Source organism: Mycobacterium sp. 236(2023) (assembly GCF_029623955.1).
GTDB lineage: Bacteria > Actinomycetota > Actinomycetes > Mycobacteriales > Mycobacteriaceae > Mycobacterium.
In genome coordinates, this window is record NZ_JARSBP010000002.1 from 1445249 (window position 1) to 1465151 (window position 19903).

General features: G+C 66.3%; 17 protein-coding genes. 4 read left to right on the plus strand and 13 right to left on the minus strand.

The features are described from left to right. Positions 1–2 precede the first annotated feature (2 nt). The 8 genes from P9A17_RS09440 to P9A17_RS09475 are packed head-to-tail and all read right to left on the minus strand — an operon-like array spanning position 3 to position 8838. The gene (locus P9A17_RS09440) at positions 3–491 is read right to left on the minus strand and encodes a hypothetical protein (RefSeq protein WP_278038271.1); all 489 of its coding nucleotides are present in this window, start codon (positions 489–491) and stop codon (positions 3–5) included. Continuing rightward, positions 488–1948, minus strand: coding sequence for an MlaD family protein (locus tag P9A17_RS09445; RefSeq protein ID WP_278038272.1), 1461 nt, complete (start codon positions 1946–1948; stop codon positions 488–490). Before P9A17_RS09445 ends, P9A17_RS09440 begins: the two co-directional genes overlap by 4 nt. After that, positions 1948–3117, minus strand: a complete 1170-nt coding sequence (locus tag P9A17_RS09450; RefSeq protein ID WP_278038273.1) for an MCE family protein — start codon at positions 3115–3117, stop codon at positions 1948–1950. The genes P9A17_RS09445 and P9A17_RS09450 overlap by 1 nt, the downstream gene beginning before the upstream one ends. Continuing rightward, entirely contained in the window at positions 3114–4388 is a 1275-nt protein-coding gene (locus tag P9A17_RS09455; RefSeq protein WP_278038274.1) for an MCE family protein, read from the minus strand. The genes P9A17_RS09450 and P9A17_RS09455 overlap by 4 nt, the downstream gene beginning before the upstream one ends. Positions 4389–4408: 20 nt before the next feature. Continuing rightward, on the minus strand, positions 4409–5512 hold the full coding sequence (locus P9A17_RS09460) for an MCE family protein (protein WP_278038275.1): 1104 nt from the start codon (positions 5510–5512) through the stop codon (positions 4409–4411). Then, on the minus strand, positions 5512–6540 hold the full coding sequence (locus P9A17_RS09465; RefSeq protein WP_278038276.1) for an MCE family protein: 1029 nt from the start codon (positions 6538–6540) through the stop codon (positions 5512–5514). The genes P9A17_RS09460 and P9A17_RS09465 overlap by 1 nt, the downstream gene beginning before the upstream one ends. Further along, positions 6537–7724, minus strand: coding sequence for an MCE family protein (locus P9A17_RS09470; RefSeq protein WP_278038277.1), 1188 nt, complete (start codon positions 7722–7724; stop codon positions 6537–6539). Before P9A17_RS09470 ends, P9A17_RS09465 begins: the two co-directional genes overlap by 4 nt. A 4-nt stretch (positions 7725–7728) precedes the next feature. Then, complete coding sequence (locus tag P9A17_RS09475) at positions 7729–8838, minus strand: dihydrodipicolinate reductase (RefSeq protein ID WP_278038278.1); 1110 nt, start codon at positions 8836–8838, stop codon at positions 7729–7731. Positions 8839–9062: 224 nt separating this feature from the next. On the opposite strand from P9A17_RS09475, the gene P9A17_RS09480 reads away from it, so the two are divergent. Beyond that, on the plus strand, positions 9063–10028 hold the full coding sequence (locus P9A17_RS09480) for an LLM class flavin-dependent oxidoreductase (RefSeq protein WP_278038279.1): 966 nt from the start codon (positions 9063–9065) through the stop codon (positions 10026–10028). Between the two features lie 14 nt (positions 10029–10042). Then, on the plus strand, positions 10043–11125 hold the full coding sequence (locus P9A17_RS09485; protein WP_278038280.1) for a dihydrodipicolinate reductase: 1083 nt from the start codon (positions 10043–10045) through the stop codon (positions 11123–11125). Positions 11126–11152: 27 nt separating this feature from the next. On the opposite strand, the gene P9A17_RS09490 is transcribed toward P9A17_RS09485, so the two are convergent. The 5 genes from P9A17_RS09490 to P9A17_RS09510 all read right to left on the minus strand — a co-directional run bounded on the left by P9A17_RS09490 (position 11153) and on the right by P9A17_RS09510 (position 17158). Beyond that, positions 11153–12409: a TetR/AcrR family transcriptional regulator gene (locus P9A17_RS09490; protein WP_278038676.1), complete on the minus strand. Its 1257-nt coding sequence runs from the start codon at positions 12407–12409 to the stop codon at positions 11153–11155. Positions 12410–12548: 139 nt separating this feature from the next. Further along, complete coding sequence (locus P9A17_RS09495) at positions 12549–13886, minus strand: TetR/AcrR family transcriptional regulator (RefSeq protein ID WP_278038281.1); 1338 nt, start codon at positions 13884–13886, stop codon at positions 12549–12551. Positions 13887–13968: 82 nt separating this feature from the next. Beyond that, on the minus strand, positions 13969–14940 hold the full coding sequence (locus tag P9A17_RS09500) for an SDR family NAD(P)-dependent oxidoreductase (protein WP_278038282.1): 972 nt from the start codon (positions 14938–14940) through the stop codon (positions 13969–13971). Continuing rightward, entirely contained in the window at positions 14937–16013 is a 1077-nt protein-coding gene (locus P9A17_RS09505; protein WP_278038283.1) for an acyl-CoA dehydrogenase family protein, read from the minus strand. Before P9A17_RS09505 ends, P9A17_RS09500 begins: the two co-directional genes overlap by 4 nt. Next, the gene (locus P9A17_RS09510; RefSeq protein WP_278038284.1) at positions 16010–17158 is read right to left on the minus strand and encodes an acyl-CoA dehydrogenase family protein; all 1149 of its coding nucleotides are present in this window, start codon (positions 17156–17158) and stop codon (positions 16010–16012) included. Before P9A17_RS09510 ends, P9A17_RS09505 begins: the two co-directional genes overlap by 4 nt. Before the next feature lie 145 nt (positions 17159–17303). Here P9A17_RS09510 and P9A17_RS09515 point away from each other — a divergent pair, with 145 nt between their 5' ends. Both P9A17_RS09515 and P9A17_RS09520 read left to right on the plus strand, forming a co-directional pair. Next, positions 17304–18947, plus strand: coding sequence for a VWA domain-containing protein (locus tag P9A17_RS09515; protein WP_278038677.1), 1644 nt, complete (start codon positions 17304–17306; stop codon positions 18945–18947). A 49-nt stretch (positions 18948–18996) separates the two neighbouring features. After that, positions 18997–19860 carry a CbbQ/NirQ/NorQ/GpvN family protein gene (locus P9A17_RS09520; RefSeq protein ID WP_278038285.1) on the plus strand — a complete coding sequence of 288 codons (864 nt, stop codon included), beginning with the start codon at positions 18997–18999 and terminating at the stop codon, positions 19858–19860. Positions 19861–19903 lie beyond the last annotated feature (43 nt).

Consider the following 19903-nt stretch of genomic DNA (forward strand, 5'->3'; position numbering starts at 1 on the left):
GTTCAGGGGTTCCTGGTCACCAGCAGGGGCATCCGGATCGTCAGCCACTCGTTGATGCCGCAGGCTCCGCTGGGGCCGACGGTCTCGTCCCAGCCGATCAATTCGTCGTGCCGGTCGGCGTTGTCCAGTCGTCGCGCCCAGAACGTGAACGTCTGCGTGCCGGGGGCGGCCGTCCCGTCGGGACACGGTTCCCAATTGTCGACGATGTGGGTGGCGCGCCACCGCTGGCTCGCATAGACGAGGTCGGCGGTCCAGCCCTGGTCGCTGCTCAATGTTCCGGTGCAGTCCTGGAATGTGGTGCACGACGACGAGATCGTCCAGGTGGCCGTGACGGTGGCATGGGGGGAGAAGCCCTCGTTTTTCTTGGCCCAACCGCCGTCCGATACCGCGGTGAACGTCCCGTTGAGCGCAACGTCGTTCGGGTCGGCAGATGCCGCTGGGCAGGCGCCGATCAGCACCACCGTCATCACGCCGGCGAGGACGGCTTTCATCGCGGCCCCGCGACGGCGGGGGGCAGGATCAGCTCCTGCCAGGTGGCGGCGCCTCCGCCGGCCGCGAGATCGGCCTGGGTGAACACGGTGCCGTCCGGGGCGGCGACGCGGCCGCTGCCGGGGTCGTAGAGCGCCGGGGCTGCCGGTGGCGGTGGAGGGGTGCCCTGCGGCGGGGCGAAGTCGAGCTCGCCCTCGGTGACCCGGTCATCCGGAGGCACGCCCTGCCCGACGAGGTTGGGGTCGAAGGGGTAGGGGCCGGTCGCGTGCTGGCGAACTGCAAGCGGTTGGAAAGGCTTGTCGCTCTTGCATTGTTCGACGGTCGGCGCGTACTTGCCCGGGTTGTCCATGCAAGGAAAGTTACGCGCGCCTCTGACCGAGATCGCGGAATCCTGCGGCAGCTTGCAGTACAGGCCGTCGGGGGTGTCGATGGTGGTCGTGTCGGCGGGACTGCGCCACTGCGACGGCGGCAGGAAGCCGACAGTGCAGGCGGGCGGGTCGTCGATGGAGATCCGGAAATCCCCGACGGGGATTCCGGTGGGGTTGTTCGCCGGCGTCGCCGACTGGTACATCGCGGCGGCCGGCGGTAGGAGCACCAGCAACTGCTCCAGCCCGGCGTGATAGGTGACGGCGACCTGTCCCAGAGACGTCATGTTCGCCAGCAGCACGGGCAGGGTCGGCTTCACCTGCTCCATGAGCCGGGAAACCTCTTGCGCTGCAGCGGGTCCGGAGGTCAGGAGGGTGCGGATGTGCGGTTCGTCGGCGACGAGTTGGGCGCTGACGCCTGCCAACCGGTTCGACCAGGTGCGCAGCGCGTCGGCACTGGCTAACTGCCCGTCGAGCACGGGGCGCGAGTCCTCGATCAACGCGACGGCCCGGTCGGTGGTGGCAGCCGCGTCGGTGGAGATGCGCGAGGCGGAGTCGGTGAGAGACGCGAGGTCGGGTCCCGCGCCGTTGAAGGCCAGGAACGACTCGTCGAGCAGCCGCCCCAGGGAGTCCTTCGGGATGCTGGTGACCATCGCGCTGAGCTGGTCCATCATCGGCCCGACCGGCTGCGGGATCGTGACCTCGGACGCTTGAATCACCGAGCCATCCCGAAGGAAAGGCCCTGACTCCGTTCGGGGTTGCAGGTCCACGTATTGCTCTCCGACCGCCGACACGCTGCGCACCTCAGCATGCAGATCGCTGGGGACATCGGTGGAGGTGTCCAGCGACAGCGTCGCGACGGCGCCGCCACGATGGACGTCCACATCGGTGACCTTGCCGATCTGCACCCCGCGGTAGGTGACGTTGGCGAAGCGGTACAGCCCACCAGCGTCGGGTAGCTGCATCGTGACTGTCATGCGGCCGATGCCGAGCATGGCCGGAGCTTGAAGGTAATTGACCACCATGGCCGAGATTCCGATCAGCGACGCCACCGCGAACAGCGCGAGCTGAATCCGGATGAGACGAGGGAACATCAGCCACCGCCTCGCGCCGGAGGCGGCGGTAGCCGGTCCGGCCCCATGACGCCTGGGGGCAGCGCGACCGCTTCCCCGAGTGGGTTCTTGGAATAGAAATCCTGATAGCCGGGATCGCCGGGCGCCGGCACCAGCGGGGCGTTCTCGTCCCCGAACGAGGTGCCTGCCAACAGCCCGCGCCGGAACCGGCTCAAGGTGAGGTCAACGGTGACAAAGAGATTCATGTAGTCGCCGCGGATTCCGCGGTCGATGATGTTCTGGTTGAGTGGGAAGATCGTCGCGTATCCCAGCGCGCTGCTGATGTCGGGACCGAGGTCGGCCAGTGCCTGCAGAGTCGGTGCCAGGTGGGTCAGGTTCTCGACGAGGTCACCGTGGACGTCGGTGATCACGCGGGTCGCGGTGTCCGAGAACGTCCTCAGGGAGTTGAGGGCATCGACGAGTTGCGGGCGCTCCCGTCGCAGGACGTCGAGCGCGGGCCGAATGTCTCGCAGTGCCGCGGCGAGGGTGTCCTTTTCGTCGGCCAGCGTGGCCGCGAATCGGTTGAGTTCAGTCGCCGCGGCGATGATGTTGTCGCGTTGGGTATCGAGGGTGCCGACGAAAATGTCGAGCTGCGAGAGCAACTCGCGGATGTCGGTCTCGCGTCCGGTGAACGTTGCGTTGAGCGATCCGATGATGTCGCCGATCTGACCGAGACCGCCGGCGTTGGCCACTGTGGACAGCGCCGCGAGGGTCTGCTCGGTGGACGGATACGTCGACGAGCGGTTGAGAGGGATGTCCGGGGTATGCGCGCCGGCCATCAGCTGTCCCGTCGCGGGTTGGCCGGGCGGTGCCGTCAGCTCCAGATGCATCGAGCCCAGCAGACTGGTCTGTCCGACGGCTGCGGTCACGTTGGCGGGGAGGCGCACCCCGGGTTTGACGGACAGCTCCACCCGGGCATGGCGGTTCACGATACCGATGCTGCGGATGCTGCCGACCACGACGTCGTCGATCATGACGGGTGAATTGGGTTCCAGGGTACCGACGTTGGTGAGGTCGACGGTGTAGGTCGTGGCGTCGTCGCCGCGGCCGACGGTGCCCGGCAGCGGCAGCGTGTTGACTCCGCCGAACCCACACGACGTCATTGTCACGGCGGCCAGCGCGGCGGCAGTGAGGCGGGTGCAGGTGTTCACGGTGTCGGCCTCTCTGCGGGTAACAGGAGTTCGGGCACGGTGGTCGCGGCGGGCGGCGGAGGTGGCGGGGCCGCGCCTGCGTAGGCCGAGTTGTTCGGATCGATCGCCATCGGCCCGGACTTGGTGCCCGGCCCGCCGGGCATCAGCTTCGGGTCGGTGTACACGAGCTTTTCCGGTGACGGGACCGCGGTGAGCAATGGATTCACCGGGAACGGAAGGTAATTGAAGTTGACCCGGTCCAGGGCGGGGCCGAGGTACTGCGAACACAGCTTGCTGGTCTCGGGCGCGGTGACGTTCTCGAGTGCCGAGATCATGCCGCAGATGAACATCGTCGGATTGGCCATGTTGTTGAGGACGAACACCCCGCTGGCCCCACCGGTCCGCGGGTCCATCATGTTGTACGCGTTGGCGAGCGCTGACGGCGCGATATGCAGGACCTGCTCGAGATCGCCTCGGTGGTCGACGAGGTTCTGGGTCACGTTGGCGAGACGCTGAACCTGCTCGCCCGTCTTGTCGCGGTTGGCGGCCACGAAGCGCTGGACATCGCCGACCGCGCCGGCCAGGTTCGTCAGTGCCGCGTCCAGGTCGCCGCGCCCACCGTCGAGGACGCTGCTGAGCGAGGCGAGTCGATCCTGGAACTGGACCACCTGGACGTTGGTGTCGCGCAGGACCGCGACGAACGCCTGCAGGTTCTCGATCATCTGGGCGATGTCGCCGCTGCCTTCGGCGATCACCCGGCTGATGCCCGCGAGCTCGCGCAGGGTGCGTCGCAGCTTTTCGCCGTTCCCGTCCATCGCGTTGGCTGCGCTGTCGATGAACCTGCCGATCGAGCTGGTGTCCAGGTCGCCGTGCGGGCCGAGATCTGTTGCGAGCCGCGATAATTGTTCTTTGACCTCGTCCCATTCGACAGGGACGGCGGTTCGGGTCAGCGGGATCTCGGCGCCGTCGGCCATGACCGCGCCGCCATCGTAGGCCGGGGCGAGTTGGACGAACCGAGCCGCCACGAGGTTTGGTGCCACGATGACGGCCCTGGCGTCGGCGGGCACCCGGATGCCGTGGTCGACGTGGAGGGTGATTTCCGCGAATTCTCCAGCGGGCCGGATCGACTCGATGGTGCCGACTTCGACGCCCGCGATGCGTACCTGATCGCCGGGATAGATCGCGGTCGCGCTGCTGAAGGTCGCGGTGATCCGGGTGGGTCCGAAGACGTGCCGAGTCACAAGGAAGGCGCCGGCGAGCACGGTCAACGCCACCAGGCCGATCGCGGTCATTCTCCTCGCTGTGCCGCGGGTCATCGGGGCGGCCCGGGTGGCAGGACAACGTCTTCGGGAATCCCGTTGTACGGGAACGGTATTTCGGCGCGCGGCCCGGCGTCGTCGGGAGGCTGACCGGCGTTCACACCGCGCCGGAACCCGAAGGCGTAATCGAGGAACGGTTGCAGGATCGGCGGCAGGTCGAGGTTAGGGATGTATGCGCTGTAGTACGGTCCGTTGGACACGGTTTCGCCGAGGGTGATCTGGTATTTGGCGAGCCGGGGGAGCGCCAGCGCGATGTTGTCGCGTTGACGTTCGAGCATGGCCAGCACCGAGTTGAGCTTGTCCAGTGTCGGGGCCAGTTCGGCGTCGTTGTCGGCCACCAGGCCGGACACTTCACGCGCCACCACCGAGGTGTGGGCGAGTAGCTCGACAATCGCCGAGCGGCGCTCCGCCAGCATCCCGACCAGATCGTTGGCGTTGACGATGAGCGCGGCGATCTGATCGCTGCGCTCAGCGAGGATATCGGTGACATCGCGTCCGCTGGTGAACAATTCGCCCAGCGCGGTGTTGCGTTCCTGTAGCGCGGCGGAGATGCGGGCGAGCCCGTCGAAGGCGGGGCCGAGCTGAGGTGCTATCTGGTCGATGGTGGCCGACAGCGTGTCCAGGGCCTGGTTCACGCTCGCGGTATCGGTTCCGGTGACATTGGTGGTGAGTTCGCCGACGGCGTCGGTCAGTGAGTAGGGGGAAAACGTCCGTGATGTCGGGATCACCTGCATCGGACGCAACGTGCCGTCGCCGGTGGATTCGAGCGTCAGTGTGCGTTCGCCGAGCAGCGTGCCGGTACGGATGTGGGCGGTGGTCTGTGCGCCCAGTGAAACGCTGCCGTCGACGGTGAAGGTCACCAGTGCGTTGGGGTCCTTCAGTTCGACGCCGGTGATCTCTCCGACGGTCATACCGCCGACGGTGACGTCGTTGCCGACGGCCAGGCCGCTGGCATCGGTGAACAGCGCCTGGTATCGCAGCGACGTCGCCCAGCCGAGCAGCCGCTCGGGCGCGAGGCCCACCGCGACGACGAGGAGGACGACGACGAACCCGATGAATCCGGCCCGAATGACTTTGGCGCCGCGATATTTCAGCATCAGTTCTCCTCGCACCTTCCGCCGTCCTGTTTGAAGACGGGGAAGTTGGCGGTACGGCCCTGCAGGTCGGTGACCCGGACGGCGAGGGAGCAGATGTAGTAATTGACGAAGCTGCCGTACGACCCGATGCGGACGAGCTTGCGGTAGTTCTCCGGCGCTTTGACGAGTGCTGTCTCGATTCGGTCCTGCTTCTCGGCGATGTTGGGTGCGAGCCGGTTTAGTTGATCGACGGTGTCGGCCAGCGGGGGGCGGACATCGACGAGAAGATCGGCCAGCGTTGCAGTCCCCGCGCTCAACGAGTCGATCGCCTGACCGATCGGTTCGCGGTCGGCTGCCAGTTCCGAGGTCAGCTGTTGGAGTCGGTCCAGCGCGCCGGAGAACTGAGTTCCCTGCGCCGACAGTGTTTTCAGCGTCGTCCGGAGGTTGTCGATGAGCTGTTGGATCACCGCGCTCTTGTCTGCCAGTGCCTGCGAGAACGAGGATGTGCGCGACAGCAGGGATTCGATCGACCCGCCCTGCCCCTGCACGATCTGGATGAGGGAGGCTGCCAGCGCGTTCACATCCTGGGCGTTCAACCCGCGAATGACAGGCTTGAGTCCGCCGAGCAGCAGGTCGAGGTCCAGTGCGGGTGCGGTGCGGGTGCGCGGAATCTCGGCGCCAGGCGGAAGGATTCGGTTCGACCCTTCCGCATCGACGAGTTCGAGATAGCGGTCACCGACGAGATTGAGGTAGCGCACCGCGGCGTGGGTGCCTTCGGTGATCGCGATGTCGCGGTCGGCGTCGAAGGTGACGACAATGCTTTTGTCGGGTTGCATCTGCAGTTTGTGGACGCTGCCCACGCGGACACCGGCGAATCGCACACTCTCGCCGGCTTTGAGTTTGGAGACGTCGGCGAACACCGCGGTGTAGGTGGTCGTCGACCGGGAGCGGTATTCGCCGAAGACCGCGAACAGACACACCGTCAGGAACACCATGACGAGCGCAAAGGCGCCCAGCTTGACCAGGGTGCGCCCGTCGCCACGCCTCATCCGGGATGTCCGATCTGTGCGCTGTTCCGGGGCGGCCCGTCCGTCGGGCCGAACAGGATCTGTTTGAGCAGATCGGAATTCAGGACGATTCCGGTGTTGCCGTACTTCCAGGGGTTCGCGCCGGTGTCGGCGATGACGAACGGCGGGGCTTTGCCGTACGGGACCTGGGGCAGATCAGTGCACTGCGGTCCGCCGGTCGCCGCCACCTTGGGCAGGTCCGAGGGGTAGCGATATCGCTCCTGACCCCAGAAGAAGCCGGCCAGCACCTCGACACCGGGTTCGTTGAGCGGCGGATTGTTCGCCATCACACGCAGGGCACCCAGCCCGCAGTTGAGGGCATCCCGGTACTTGTCGGTCAAGCTCGTGGTGGGAACGAGCAGGTCGAGTACGTGAGCCAGAGCAGGACCGTTCTGTGTCAGCACATCGTTGCCCACCTGCCCCAGTCCGGTGGCACTGACAAGGAGCGCATCGAGATCGTCGGCGTGTTCGACCACGGTCGCACTCAGCGGCGTGACGTCCCGCGCGATCGACATCAGGTCGGGTGCGGCGTCTGCATACGCCGCGAACACCGGGGGTGCCGTGGCCAGGTCGTGGCTGAGCGCATCGAGATGCGGATTGATGCGCGCCAGAACGGAATTGAGGTTATGCAGCGTTTCGCCGAGTTGCGGGCCGCGACCGTGGAATGCGGCCGCGATCGCTCCGAGCGTTTCGTTCAGCTTCTCGGGCTGGATGGTCGACAGCACCGAGACCAATTGCTCGAAGATGGTGTTCGCCTCGAGCATCACGTGGTCGGCGTCCAGCGTCTGCCCGGCGCGGATGCTGTCGGACGACGGGATTTCCGGCGGCACCAGCTGAATACGTTTGGCTCCGAACACCGTGGTCGATGCGATGTCGACCGCGACGTTGGCGGGTATGACGTCCAACCGGGACGGATCCAGCGCCAGGTGAATGGCTGCTCGTCCGTCCGGTAGTTCTTCGATCGTCCTGACCGTGCCCACCTGCACGCCGTACAGCGTGACCTTGGCATCGGGATTCATGACGAGTCCCGCGCGGGGCGATACCACGGTGACGGGTACCGACGTGGTGAATCCGTCGCGAAACAGAGTGGCGGACAACAGGACAAGACCGACGACGAAGGCGATGCTGGACAGCCCGACCAGCGGGCGCACCAGCATTCGGCTCATCGCTTCACCTCGTCGTGTCGGCGAACGCGTGTCGGGGGATGGTGAGGGGAAGATCGACTGAGCTGAGCAGACCCGGTTGGGCCGCGACGACGTAGGGCACGGCGTTCACGACGCGCATGGCCGTGGCGACCATGGCTCCGGCCCCCGAGGTCATCCCCGCGATGCCGGCCTGTTGCGGATCGCGCAGGGTCGCGGCCATCGAGCAGTCGATGTCGGGTTGCCCGGTGATGACGACGCGATAGGACAGGTCGCCGATTCCGCGGGGCCATTCTGGTGCGACATCGTGCGCGAGGCGGGTGACGTGTTCGATGACGATGACCTCGCGGCCGCCGGCCATCCCGATCGCCTGCATGCGCAGCGCGCCGCAGGTTCCTGCCTCGACGGTGCCCATGGCGACCTCCAGCGTCCGCTCGGTGACGGCGCGATCGAAGGTCTCTCGTACTTCGTCCAATTCGATGCCGAGAGCGTCGGCGACGAGTCGGAGTTGTCCCTGCCATTCACCGGCGATGGCGCCAGGGAAGCCGATCCACGGCTCATAGGACAGTGGCCGCCCGAAGCCGAGCGCATCGCTCATGATGTCGGGCACACCGTAGTCGTCGTACAGTCCCATTTCGTAGGAGTGGATCTTCTCGATCTGTGAGGACTGCGTGGACAGCACCAGCGGTAGGTAATCGGCGGCGAAGCCCGGCTCGATACCTGAGGCGTACAGCGAGGCCTGACCTTCTTTGGCGGCGGCGACCAGTTGGTCGCGCCATTCCGCCGGCTCGTAGGCGTGTGGGTTCACCAGTCGTGTGGTGCTCGTCGTGACGACGTTGATGCCTGCGTGGAGAAGCTTGACGTAATCGGGGATGGCCAGCGCATCGCGTTCGGGACCGCTTGCCGCGTAGACCACGCAATCCGGTTTCAACGAGATCAGTGCGTCGGCGTCAGCGGTGGCCGCAAGGCCGATGGGAACACCGTTGGCGAGTTCACCGGCATCCTTGCCGTCCTTCTCAGGCGAATGCACCCACACGCCGACCAGGTCGAGGTTCGGGCGCCGAGCTATGGCATGGATGGCGATCGACCCGATGCCGCCGGTCGACCAGACCACGACTCGCTTGTTGTCCGTTGCCATTTCGATCCTCCTGCGGGTGTGGTGCCCGCACCGTGAACGGTGCCGGTATCACCCCGTCTGGTCGGAGAGGTGTCGGGAGACCGCCTCCGTCGAGCTGCGAACCTAACGTTTGCTCCGCAAGCTAGCAGGCGTTCGAGGAGGCGGTCAAGGGCGGTATTGCGGAGGCGAAACAAAAATTAGGTTAGATTGATGGACGTGCGAAAGCCAGCACTGAGGCGGCGCTGATGTTCACCCTGCGCTTCGACATGCGGGCCTCCGAAGGGGCCGCATCGACTCCTGATCTGTACGCCGCCGCCGTCGACATGTGCGCATGGGCGGAGAAGCGCGGTGCCGTCGTGGCCGTGCTGTCGGAACACCACGCCACCAGTGACGGGCACCTGGCGGCCCCCTACCTGCTCGCATCGGCGATCGCGGCGCGCACGTCGCAGTTGGCCATCATGGTTGCCGCCGTGCCTATTCCGTTATGGGACCCAGTGCGGCAGGCAGAGCAGATCTGCGCCCTCGACATCATCAGTCGGGGGCGTGTCATGCACGCTTTCGGCATCGGCCACCGTCCGCAGGAGTACGAGCATTTCGGTATCGACATCCGTCAGCGTGGCCGACTCGCCGACGAGAATCTCGGAACCCTCCTCGGTCTGCTGCGAGGCGACACAGTCAAGTATCGGGGGCGCACCGTGCGGGTCACACCGTCGTGCCCGGGTGACAGACCGTACCTGCTTGTCGCGGGCGGCAGCGAGGCGGCGGCGGACAGAGCCGCCAGATTCGGTTTGGGCTTCATCTCGCAGACGTCGTCGCGGAGCCTGCGCGACTACTACGAGTCCCGTTGCCGCGTCCATGGACAGCAGCCCGGGTCGATGCAATTCCCGGTGCCGGGTGCGCCGACGACGGTGTTCGTGGCCGACGACGTCGATGCCGCCTGGGCCGAACTGGGGCCGTATCTCCTGCACGATGCGATGACGGCGGCGTCCTACCGCCACGGTGACGTGTCGGTCGCGAGCATCAGCCACGCCGAAAGCGTGGAAGCACTGCGCGAATCCGCGGGCCCCTACCGGATTGTCACGCCGGGGCAAGCCGCCGACTACATCGCGGCCGGCACGCCGCTGCCACTACTGCCGCTGTGTGGTGGCATCCCCCCGAAAGTGGCGTGGCCCTACCTCGAACGTGCCGTCCTGTCAGTTCAGAGCGTTTAGTCAAGGAGGAACGGATGTGCACCCCGCAGCAGCCTTCACGCATTGTGGTGTGGTCGACCGGTGGCGTCGGCTCCGCCGCCATCGACGCGATCACGCGACGGCCCGACCTCGACCTCGTCGGTGTCTGGGTGCACTCCGAGGATAAGGCGGGGCGTGACGCCGGCACGTTGGCGGGCGGTGCTCCCGTCGGTGTTGCCGCGACGGGAGACGCCGAGGCTCTGATCGCGCTGCGCCCCGACTGTGTGGTCTATGCCGCCAGCGGACCCGACCGCGACGCGGCGGCTGTTCCCGATTACGTACGGCTCCTCGAGGCGGGGATCAATGTCGTCACAACGACTTCGACGAGCCTGATCTATCCGCCGGCGTACTACGCGATCCAGTGGCGCGACGAGCTTGCGGCGGCAGCAGCGTCCGGTGACGCGTCGTTCTACGCTTCGGGGATCTTCCCCGGCTTCGGGACCGACGAACTGGCCCTGTCCCTGACGACACAGTCGAAGAAGATCACCCGCCTCACGGTCACCGAGATCTCGCTCAACGATCACTACCCGGTCGCCGATGTGATGATGGACGGCATGGGCTTCGCACGCCCGCTGGACTTCGAACCGATGCTCAAGACGCCAGGCTTCATCGAAATGTCTTGGAGCGCACCGATTCACCTGATTGCAGCCGCACTGGGTGTCGAGGTGACCGAGGTCCACGGCTCCCTGGATCGCCGTACCACCGACCGCGACATCGAGGTGGCATTCGGCACCATACCCGCGGGCACCTGCGGTGCGGTGTGCACCCGGGCGGTGGGCGTCGTCAACGGCCGGGAAGCCGTCGTGGTCGAGCACATCATCCGGATGAGCCGCGATGTGGCACCCGACTGGCCGGCTTCGGAATTCGACGCGACGTACCGGGTGGACATCGAGGGCGAACCCGACATCCACTGTGCGATGAACCTGGGGGATGCCGAAGGTCATGGAGCAGGCAGGGCGGCCATGGCGGCCACGGCGATGCGGGTGGTCAATGCGATCCCCTTCGTCGTGGCCGCGCCCCCCGGACTGCTCAGTTCGCTGGACCTGCCGAAAACCCTGCCGCGGTACGCCTTCGACTGAGGCCGGATCGCCGGCAGGGTGACGGGATCAGCCTGAGCGGTTGACGACGCCGCGCAGGCAGGTGTCGCGAACGTGCAGTTGTGCAGCGCGCGTTCCTCGTTCACGCAGGACGTTCTCGGGGACATAGCCGAGCCCGATCACTGAACGGGCCAACAGTTCCATGGAGGGACTGTCGATGCGGATCTCACCGGACCGAACTGCGCTGGCGATCAGTGTTTTCATCTGCCGCAGCCGGGAAGCGAACTGCCACCCGGGATTCGGCGTATCGGGCGGTGACTGACGCATCCACGCCAGCTGGATGCGGAACTCGTCGCCGTATTGATCGAGGATGTTGGTGTTGATCCAGCTCACCGCGTCCAGCTTTTCGATCGGTGACGAATCGGATTTCATGACGTCATCCCAGCCGATCGCGATCTTCTCACCGAATGACTTCATGATCGACAACAGCAGCTCGTCCTTCGACCCGATCAGCCGGTAGACGGTGCCGGTGCCCAGTCCGGCCGCGGCGGAGATGTCGCGCACCGTCGTGTTCTCGTAACCCCGTCTGCCGAACTCGCTCCGGGCCACCGCACGCACATGTGCGGCCTTATCGTCCGCAGGGCCCTCGTCGCGCCAGCTGCGGATCACGTCATCGGCGGCCGCAAAGGCAGCGGAATTGTCGAGCTGGTCGTCGCTCGGTGGGGCGGCGGCCAGGCCCTCGAGGAGAATCTGACACCGCAGGACAGCGGCCTTGTCGGTGGCGGCGTTGTGCCGCATCACATCGAGGCCGACGTGGAGCATCGCCTGGCACATCCGGTCGGCCAGCAGCGGGAGATCGACATCGGCTCGCAGGTAGCCTTCCCACCTTGCGGTCCGCAACGTCTGCAGCATCGCGTCCATGGCCGCGTCGGGCCGGCGCTGCGTCAGCTCGATCAGCTCCGGGTTGGGACTCGGGCTCTCGTAGTTCGACATCTGCAGCGCGGCCGGATGTGCGACGGCACATCTGGCGATGGCGCAGCCGAGCGTGGCGATCCTGTCGAATGCCGGCCGCGCTGTCTCGTCGAGCCGATCGAGAGCCTGTTCGGCGACGTGGTCGAGGTCGGTGTGAAATCGGCGCAGCAGTTCCACCAGGATCGCCTCTTTGGAGTCGAAGTGGTGGTAGAGGCTTCCGGGCAGAATGCCCGCGGCATCGGCGATCTCCTGCAACGAGGTGCGCAGACCGGATGCGGCGATCAATGCTGCTGCGGTATTGAGGATCTCGGTACGGCGGAAGCTACCGTCGTGAGTGTCGGCGGCACGGGCCATGTGCGGACGCCCCACGACACCTCCACGACGGGCCTGCTCTGACGGGTCGTGCAGACCCAATATTTGCTCACGCTATCAGAGGCCTGGTTCGAAGGGGCGCCCCGATAACGCATAACCGCCGGTTGAGGACGTGCAGCGGTCAACGCCGCACGGCGACACCCCGCAGGACGGTGTCGCGGGCAAGGATCAACGCATTGCGTACGCCGATCTCCTGCAGGATGTTCTCCGGTATCCACTGCTCGCCGATGATGCAGCGGGTGAGCATGTCGGCGCCGGCACTGTCGATATGAATATCGCCGCTTCGGATTCCTTCGGATAGAAGGGCTTTCATCTGGCGGATGCGGGTGGTGAACGACCAGGCGGGGTTGGCGGAGTCGGGCGGAGTGTGGCGCAGCCAGGCGAGTTGGATGCGGAACTCGTCGGGAAACTGGTCGAGGGCGTTGATGTTCAGCCAGCTGAGCGCATCGAGCTTCTCCAGCGTGGTGGAGTCGGACCGCACGATGTCAGCCCACGCGCCACCCACCTTGTGGCCGAACTCCAGCATGATCGACATCAACAACTCGTCTTTGGAGCCGATCACCCGGTAGACGGTCCCGGTGCCCAGCCCCGCCGCAGACGCGATGTCACGGATCGTGGTCATCTCGTAGCCCCTGCGGCCGAATTCCGAACGCGCCACGGCACGCACATGCGCCGCTTTGAGGTCGGTGTCGTCCTCGGTGTCGTCCCAACTCTGGATGATGTTCTCTGCCACGGTGAACGCATTCGACGCGTCCAGGTCCGCATCTGACGGCGACTCGGCCGCCAGCCCCTCCAGCGCGATCCGGCACTTCAACGTCGCGACGTGATCTGTTCCGGCGTTGTGCCTGATGACGTCGAGACCGACGTGCAACATGCTCTGGCACAACCGATCGGCCAGCGTCGGCAACTCGAGATCCGAGCGGATCTCGCCGCTCCATCGGCCGGCGCGCAATGTCTGCAGCATCGCGGCCTGGATCTTCGTGGGTTGGCGGGCAGTCAGCTCGATGAGCTCGGGGTCGTTGCTCGGGCCCTCATAGAACGACATCTGCAGAGCGGCCCGGTGCTCGACCGCGCACCGGGCGATCGCACATCCCAGCTCGATGATCCGTTCCGACACTGTCCGGGAATCGGCGTCATCGAGGCGGTCGAGTGCGGCGTCCCCGATGCGATCCAAATCCGCGTGATAGAGCCTGATGAGCTCGACGAGGATCGCTTCTTTGGATTCGAAATGGTGGTAGAGGCTGCCTGCGAGAATGCCGGCCGCATCGGCGATCTGCTGCAGAGAACTGCGTAGCCCGGTCGTGGCGATAACAGTGTTCGCGGTCTTCAGGATCTCGGTGCGCCGCGTCGCGTCGGTGGACGGAGCGTCGGAGACGGCAGACAGCCGTGCCGCCCCGGGACGCTTCTTGCCTGCGGAACCCCGTTTGGGATTTCGCCCGGCGGCGTCGACGCCGGCCATTGCTAGCCCACACTGCCCGAAGATCGCTGCACGGTGCCTGATCCTACCGATCGCGTGCCGCAACCAGGGGATGCGCGCATGGTCAGTGCCTGTGCTCGGGGAACGCGATCTCGGCGTTGTCGGGCATCGCGCTGATCCCTCGGCGTTCGCAGACCTGCAACACCTCGTCGACGATCGAATCCGGCACGATGAACCAATCGGTCGACGAGACCTCGTCCAGATGCGTCTCGATGTCCTCGGCGGTCGGGTCGCTGTCGGCGTCAGCAAGCCAGCCGTCACCGAGTCCGGCGAAGACCCGTGCATACCGTCCGGCGCATGCCGAATAGTTGCGGTGGGTGAAGGTGCAGTGGCGGCTGGCGAGGAAAGTGACGAGCGGGACCACGAGTTCCGGGCGGATGGCACGCATGAATCCTGACTCGGCCAGAAATTTCTCGTCGCCGACCGTCTCGGTCACCATCCGTGAGAACCCGGTCGGCAGAACGGTGTTGGAAAGTATGCCGTGTGCCGACCCTTCGATGGCGATGACATTGGACAAGCCGACGAGACCGGTCTTCGCCGCGGCGTAGTGAGCCTCCATAGGCTGCCCGAAGTTGCCCGCCGAGGAGGAGATGAAGACGAATCGCCCGTACTTCTGCTGCATCATCACCTTGTAGGCGGGTTGGCTCAGGTAGAAGCCGCCGTCGAGATGCACACGCAGCATCTGCCTCCACTGGTCGGTCGAGAGTTGTTCGAAAGCAACGGTGTTGAAGATGCCGGCGTTGCTGACCACGGTGTCGAGCCTGCCGAAGTGCTCGACTGCGGTGTCGACGATCGCCTGACCGCCCTCGGGGCTGCCCACCGAATCGTATGAGGCCACCGCCCGGCCGCCCGCCGCGGTGATCTCGTCGACCACCTGGTCGGCGACCGCGTTGTCGGAGCCGCCGCCGTGCATGGTTCCGCCGAGATCGTTGACGACGACCGACGCACCCCGGCGCGCGAGGTCCAGGGCGTAGAGGCGGCCGAGTCCGCGCCCCGCTCCGGTGACGACGGCCACCTGTCCGGCGAAGTCGATCATGAAGCGGTCCTGACAAGGTCGCGTCCGAGCTGCTCGAGGGCAACCTCCGGGCTGGTGTGCAACCTGCTGAAACTCAGCAGGCGCTTGAGATACAGGTGCGCGTCGTGCTCCCAGGTGAATCCGATGCCGCCGAAGACCTGGATCGCCTGGTCGCCGACCGCGGCGAGACGGCCGGCGAAGGCTTTGACCCGCAGCGCGGCGCGGTGGCGTTCCGCCCGGTCGGCGAAGTCAGCGGCCCACAAGGCGTGAAGTATGCCGCTGCGGGCCAACTCCACCGTCTCGTACATGTCGGCGCACAGGTGCGCCACCGCCTGGAAACTCCCGATGGGAACGCCGAACTGGTGGCGCGCCTTGGCGTATTCGACGGTCATCTCGAGAATCTGTCGTGCGGCGCCGAGAGCGTCGGCCGCCCATCCCACCACGATGTCGTCGACGAGCGCCTCCGCGGCGAAGTCGTCGGCAGTGGCGAGCAGTCGGGCGGGCGCGTCGTCGAAGGAGACACCGAACTTCTTGCGCGTGTTGTCGATTCCCGGAATCTGCGTGACGCGGACATGCGGGTGAGGCAGCGGCACCGCGTACAACATCGCGCCGCTGACGACGAGCAGAACGTCGGCGGCGGCCGCATCGGGGACCTGACCGATCTCGCCGCGGAGCAACCCGTCACGCTCGGCGACCTCGTCTCCGTCGCCTGCGACGGCCACGGTGACGATTGCGGAGCCGTCCGCGATGCCGGAGCGCAGCGCTCGCGCCTGTTCGCCCTCGGCGCCGAATCGTGCCAAGGCCCGCGACCCCGCGACCGCGCTGGACAGCCACGGGCCCGGATGCAGTGCGGCGCCCAGTTCTTCGCAGACGATTCCGGCTTCGATCATCGACATCCCGTCGCCGCCGTGATCCACCGGGATCAGCAGAGAGGTCGTCCCGAGACTGACGAGGCCCTGCCACACGGCATCGGTGGAGCCGGTCGGGTCGTCGAGCAACGGCCGGACATGGCTTGCCACGCTTGCCTTCTCCGCGAGGAAACGCCGCACGGTGGCACGCAGCGCCAGATGCTCGTCGGTGAGTTCGAGGTTCACGGGCGGGGGAGTCCCAGCACTCGTTGCGCGGTGATGTTCTTGTTGATCTGGGTGGTTCCACCAGCGATGGTCAGCGCGTGGGAGGTCAGCCGGAAGCCGTCCCACCGGCCGTCGGCCGCACCGGGTTCCAGCGTGTCGAAAGCCAGTGCGGCAAGATCTTTGCCGATCTCACCCCAGACGGACTTCGCGAGGCTGGCGGTGGCGAATCCGTCGCCGCCGTGCATGCCCGCCGAGATGGACCGCTGGCACAATACTTCGAGGTTCTTGATTCGGACGTCGAGTGCGCCGAGCCGCTGCAGCACCTCGGGGCGGTCGAGTGGTCGGCGCTTGCTGTGTCGCAGGTCTTCGACGAGGTCACGTAGTCGAACCTGCATCTCGGCGTAAAGGCGCGCCGCGGCGGCGCGCTCGAAGCTCAGCGTGGTGGTGGCGACCTGCCATCCTTGGTTGAGCGGTCCGAGTAGCGCATCGGCAGGCACCCGCACGTCGGTGAAGAAGACTTCGGCGAAATCGCTGTCGCCGTTGAGCGTGACGAGGGGACTTGCGGTGATCCCGGGCGACGACATGTCGACGATCAGGCACGAAATCCCCTTGTGTTTGGGAGCTTCGGGGTCGGTTCGGACATACAGCTGACACCAATCGGCTCGATGTCCCAGCGAGGTCCAGATCTTCTGTCCGGTCACGATGAAGTCGTCGCCGTCGCGGGTTGCTCTGGTGCGCAGCGACGCCAGGTCGGATCCGGCTTCGGGTTCGGACATTCCCTGACACCAGATGTCGTCCGCGCGCACCATCCGGGGTAACAGCGTGTCCTTCTGCGCATCGGTCCCGTACTGCATGACCGCCGGAGCGATGTTGTTGATGCCGATGACATTCAGCGGCAGGGGAACTCGGGCGCGGGTGACCTCCTCGGCGTAGATCAGCTGCTCGATCGGCGATGCGTCACGACCGCCGTACGCCCTCGGCCACGACACCGCGGCCCACCCGGCATCGGCGATCGTCGCGTTCCACAACCGCAGGGTTTCGAACGCGGCGTCGTCGGAGCCGCGTCGCTCGCCACTGGCGATCACGCCGTCGGTCAGGTGGGCGGACAGCCACCCACGTAGCTCCTTGCGAAACTGCTCCGCCTCTGGCGGGTACGAGAATTCCACGTCTGCTCGGCGACCTCATCGTTGATTGACTCCAGTCGGCCCGAACTTTACGGTGGAACAGATATTTGGTCAACGACGGTCCGGGTGTTGCTGAGGAGGCGAAGTGGCCGACGGCGCAGACACCGAGCGCTTGCGGGGCCTTGAGATGCTCGCATCCGCGCTGGCCGGTCGCGACGTGGCGTTGGCGTCGGTCGGCCCCGGCGAATCGCCGTGGACGGACGGACGAACAGTCTTCGTGGATCTCTCCGCGGCGGCCCGTGAGCGGCTCATGGCGATCGCCGTCCAGTCGTCGCTGATCGCGGCCGGCAGCCTCGCCGCCGATGTCATGGAGTCTCTGGTGCGGCACCCGCGATGGGCCAAGCGGTACCTGTTGATCGAGGGCCACCGTGCGCTGCTGGCCAACGGCGATCTGTTGCCGGGTCACCTCGGCGCGATCGCCGATCCCACTGTCGGTGGTCGCAGCGACTCGGCTGCCTCCTCTCTGGACGTCGCGTCGGGCAAGGTCGCTCTGGCCGACCCACCGGGCATCTTCGGTGTTCTCAAGCCCAAGCAGGTGCTCGCCGTCGGTCGAGGCTCCGCGCAGCAGGTGGACCACCAGAGTCCTGGACACATTCCCCGCAAGGACGCCAAGCGGGAGTTGGAAGAGCTCGACGACGGTGAGGTCGACGACACCGATGATCCAGACCTGTTCTCGAGTCCCGTCGGCGGTGGCGGTTTCATCGGCAAGTGGCTGAAGAAGATGCTGTCGTCGGCCCGCAAGAACGGCAGCGGCGGTGGACCGCCGGGCGCCGATTCGCCGACGCACCGCATCAACTCGGGTAAGCGTGGCGCGCATGCGGTGTCGTCGCTGGCGGCGGCATCGTCCGAACCGGGAGCCGATATCTCCTCCAGTGGCTTCACATATCCCGAATGGGATGCCGAGCGAAAGTGCTATCGGCCGGCCTGGTGCACCGTGCGCGAGGTCGAACCTCGTGTCAAAACCTCTGCTGCACAAGAGATCGACGGTGCGATCGGTGTGCGGCGGCCACTCGCGCGACTGGGAATGGGTCTGCACCGCCGCCACCGCCAGTCTCAGGGCGACGACATCGACATCGACGCTGCCATCGAGGCGCGGGTGGAAGTGAGGGCAGGCTCGTCGCCCGACGAGGCGGTCTACCTGGACAGTCTGCGCCGGCGCCGCGATCTTTCGGTGCTGCTGCTGCTCGATGTCTCGGGTTCCGCGGCGGAGGCGGGTTCGCTCGGCCGCACCGTGCATCAGCAACAACGCGAAGCGGTAGCCAACCTGACGGTGGCGCTGCACGACCTCGGTGATCGTGTCGCGCTGTATGCGTACTTCTCCCAGGGGCGTAAGGACGTGACGATGATGCCGGTCAAGCGTTTCGACGACCACCTGGACGTCCAGGTCAGCCGACGCCTCAACAGCCTTGAGCCGGGGGCGTATTCACGGCTCGGCGCGGCGGTCCGTCACGGGGCGGCGGTCCTGGAGCACCGCGGGGGTACGTCGCGCCGGCTTCTCGTCGTGATCTCCGACGGGCTGGCCTACGACCACGGCTACGAGCGCGCCTACGGCGCCGCGGACGCACGTCGCGCACTGACGGAGGCTCGCAGGCGGGGGACCGGCTGTGTGTGTCTGACGGTCGGCGCGACCACTGACGTGACTTCGCTGCGCGCGGTGTTCGGCAGTACTGCACACGCCATGATCGGACGTCCCGAGCAGATGCCCGCGGTCATCGGCCCGCTCTTTCGATCCGCTCTGCGTGCCGCGGAGGTCAAGCGGCGCGTGGCGTGATGACAGTGAAATCTCCAGACGCCGCGCGGAAGCGGCGAGGAAGGACACGATGACCAGCGAAACGGATTCGGTAGCCGAGGTTGCCTACCGCAATGGTGCGCCCCCCGCGCCGGACGCGGGACGTCCCTACTACGCCGCGGTCGGCAACGAGGAGGCGGTTTTCCGGGCCGCCTACCGCCAGGGCCTGTCGGTGGTACTGAAAGGGCCGACGGGCTGCGGCAAGACCCGCTTCGTCGAAGCAATGGCGCACGAACTGGGGCGGCCACTGATCACCGTTGCGTGTCACGACGACCTCACGACGGCAGACCTCGTCGGTCGGTATCTGCTGCGCGGCGACGAGACCGTATGGGTGGACGGCCCGCTGACACGCGCCGTACGGGAAGGCGCGATCTGCTATCTCGACGAGGTCGTCGAAGCCAGGCAGGACACCACCGTCGTGCTTCATCCACTCGCCGACCACCGCCGGCAATTGCCCATCGAACGTCTCGGGCTGACGCTGGACGCCGCGCCAGGTTTCGGCTTGGTGGTGTCCTACAACCCCGGCTACCAGAGCGTGTTGAAGGATCTCAAAGACTCCACCAGGCAGCGCATGGTTGCCATCGAATTCTCTTATCCCGCAGCAGAGTTGGAAGAGTCGATCGTGACTCGGGAAGCCGGGGTGGACACTGAGACCGCCGCCGCGCTGGTGCGCCTGGGGCAGGCGATCCGTCGGCTCGAGACCGGCGGACTGCGCGAAGTCGCCTCCACCCGCGTGCTCATCGCAGCCGCCCGGTTGACCGCCGAGGGGCTGGCCCTGGGCGAGGCCGCGCTCGCCGCCATCGCGGGTCCGCTCACCGATGATCCCGCCGTGAGCCGCGGCCTGGCGGAGATGATCGACGTCTATCTGAATCAACCCGCGGGATCAGGTGATTGACGCTGGCTGTAACCGCCCGCTAGGGTCAGAACAAATATTAGGT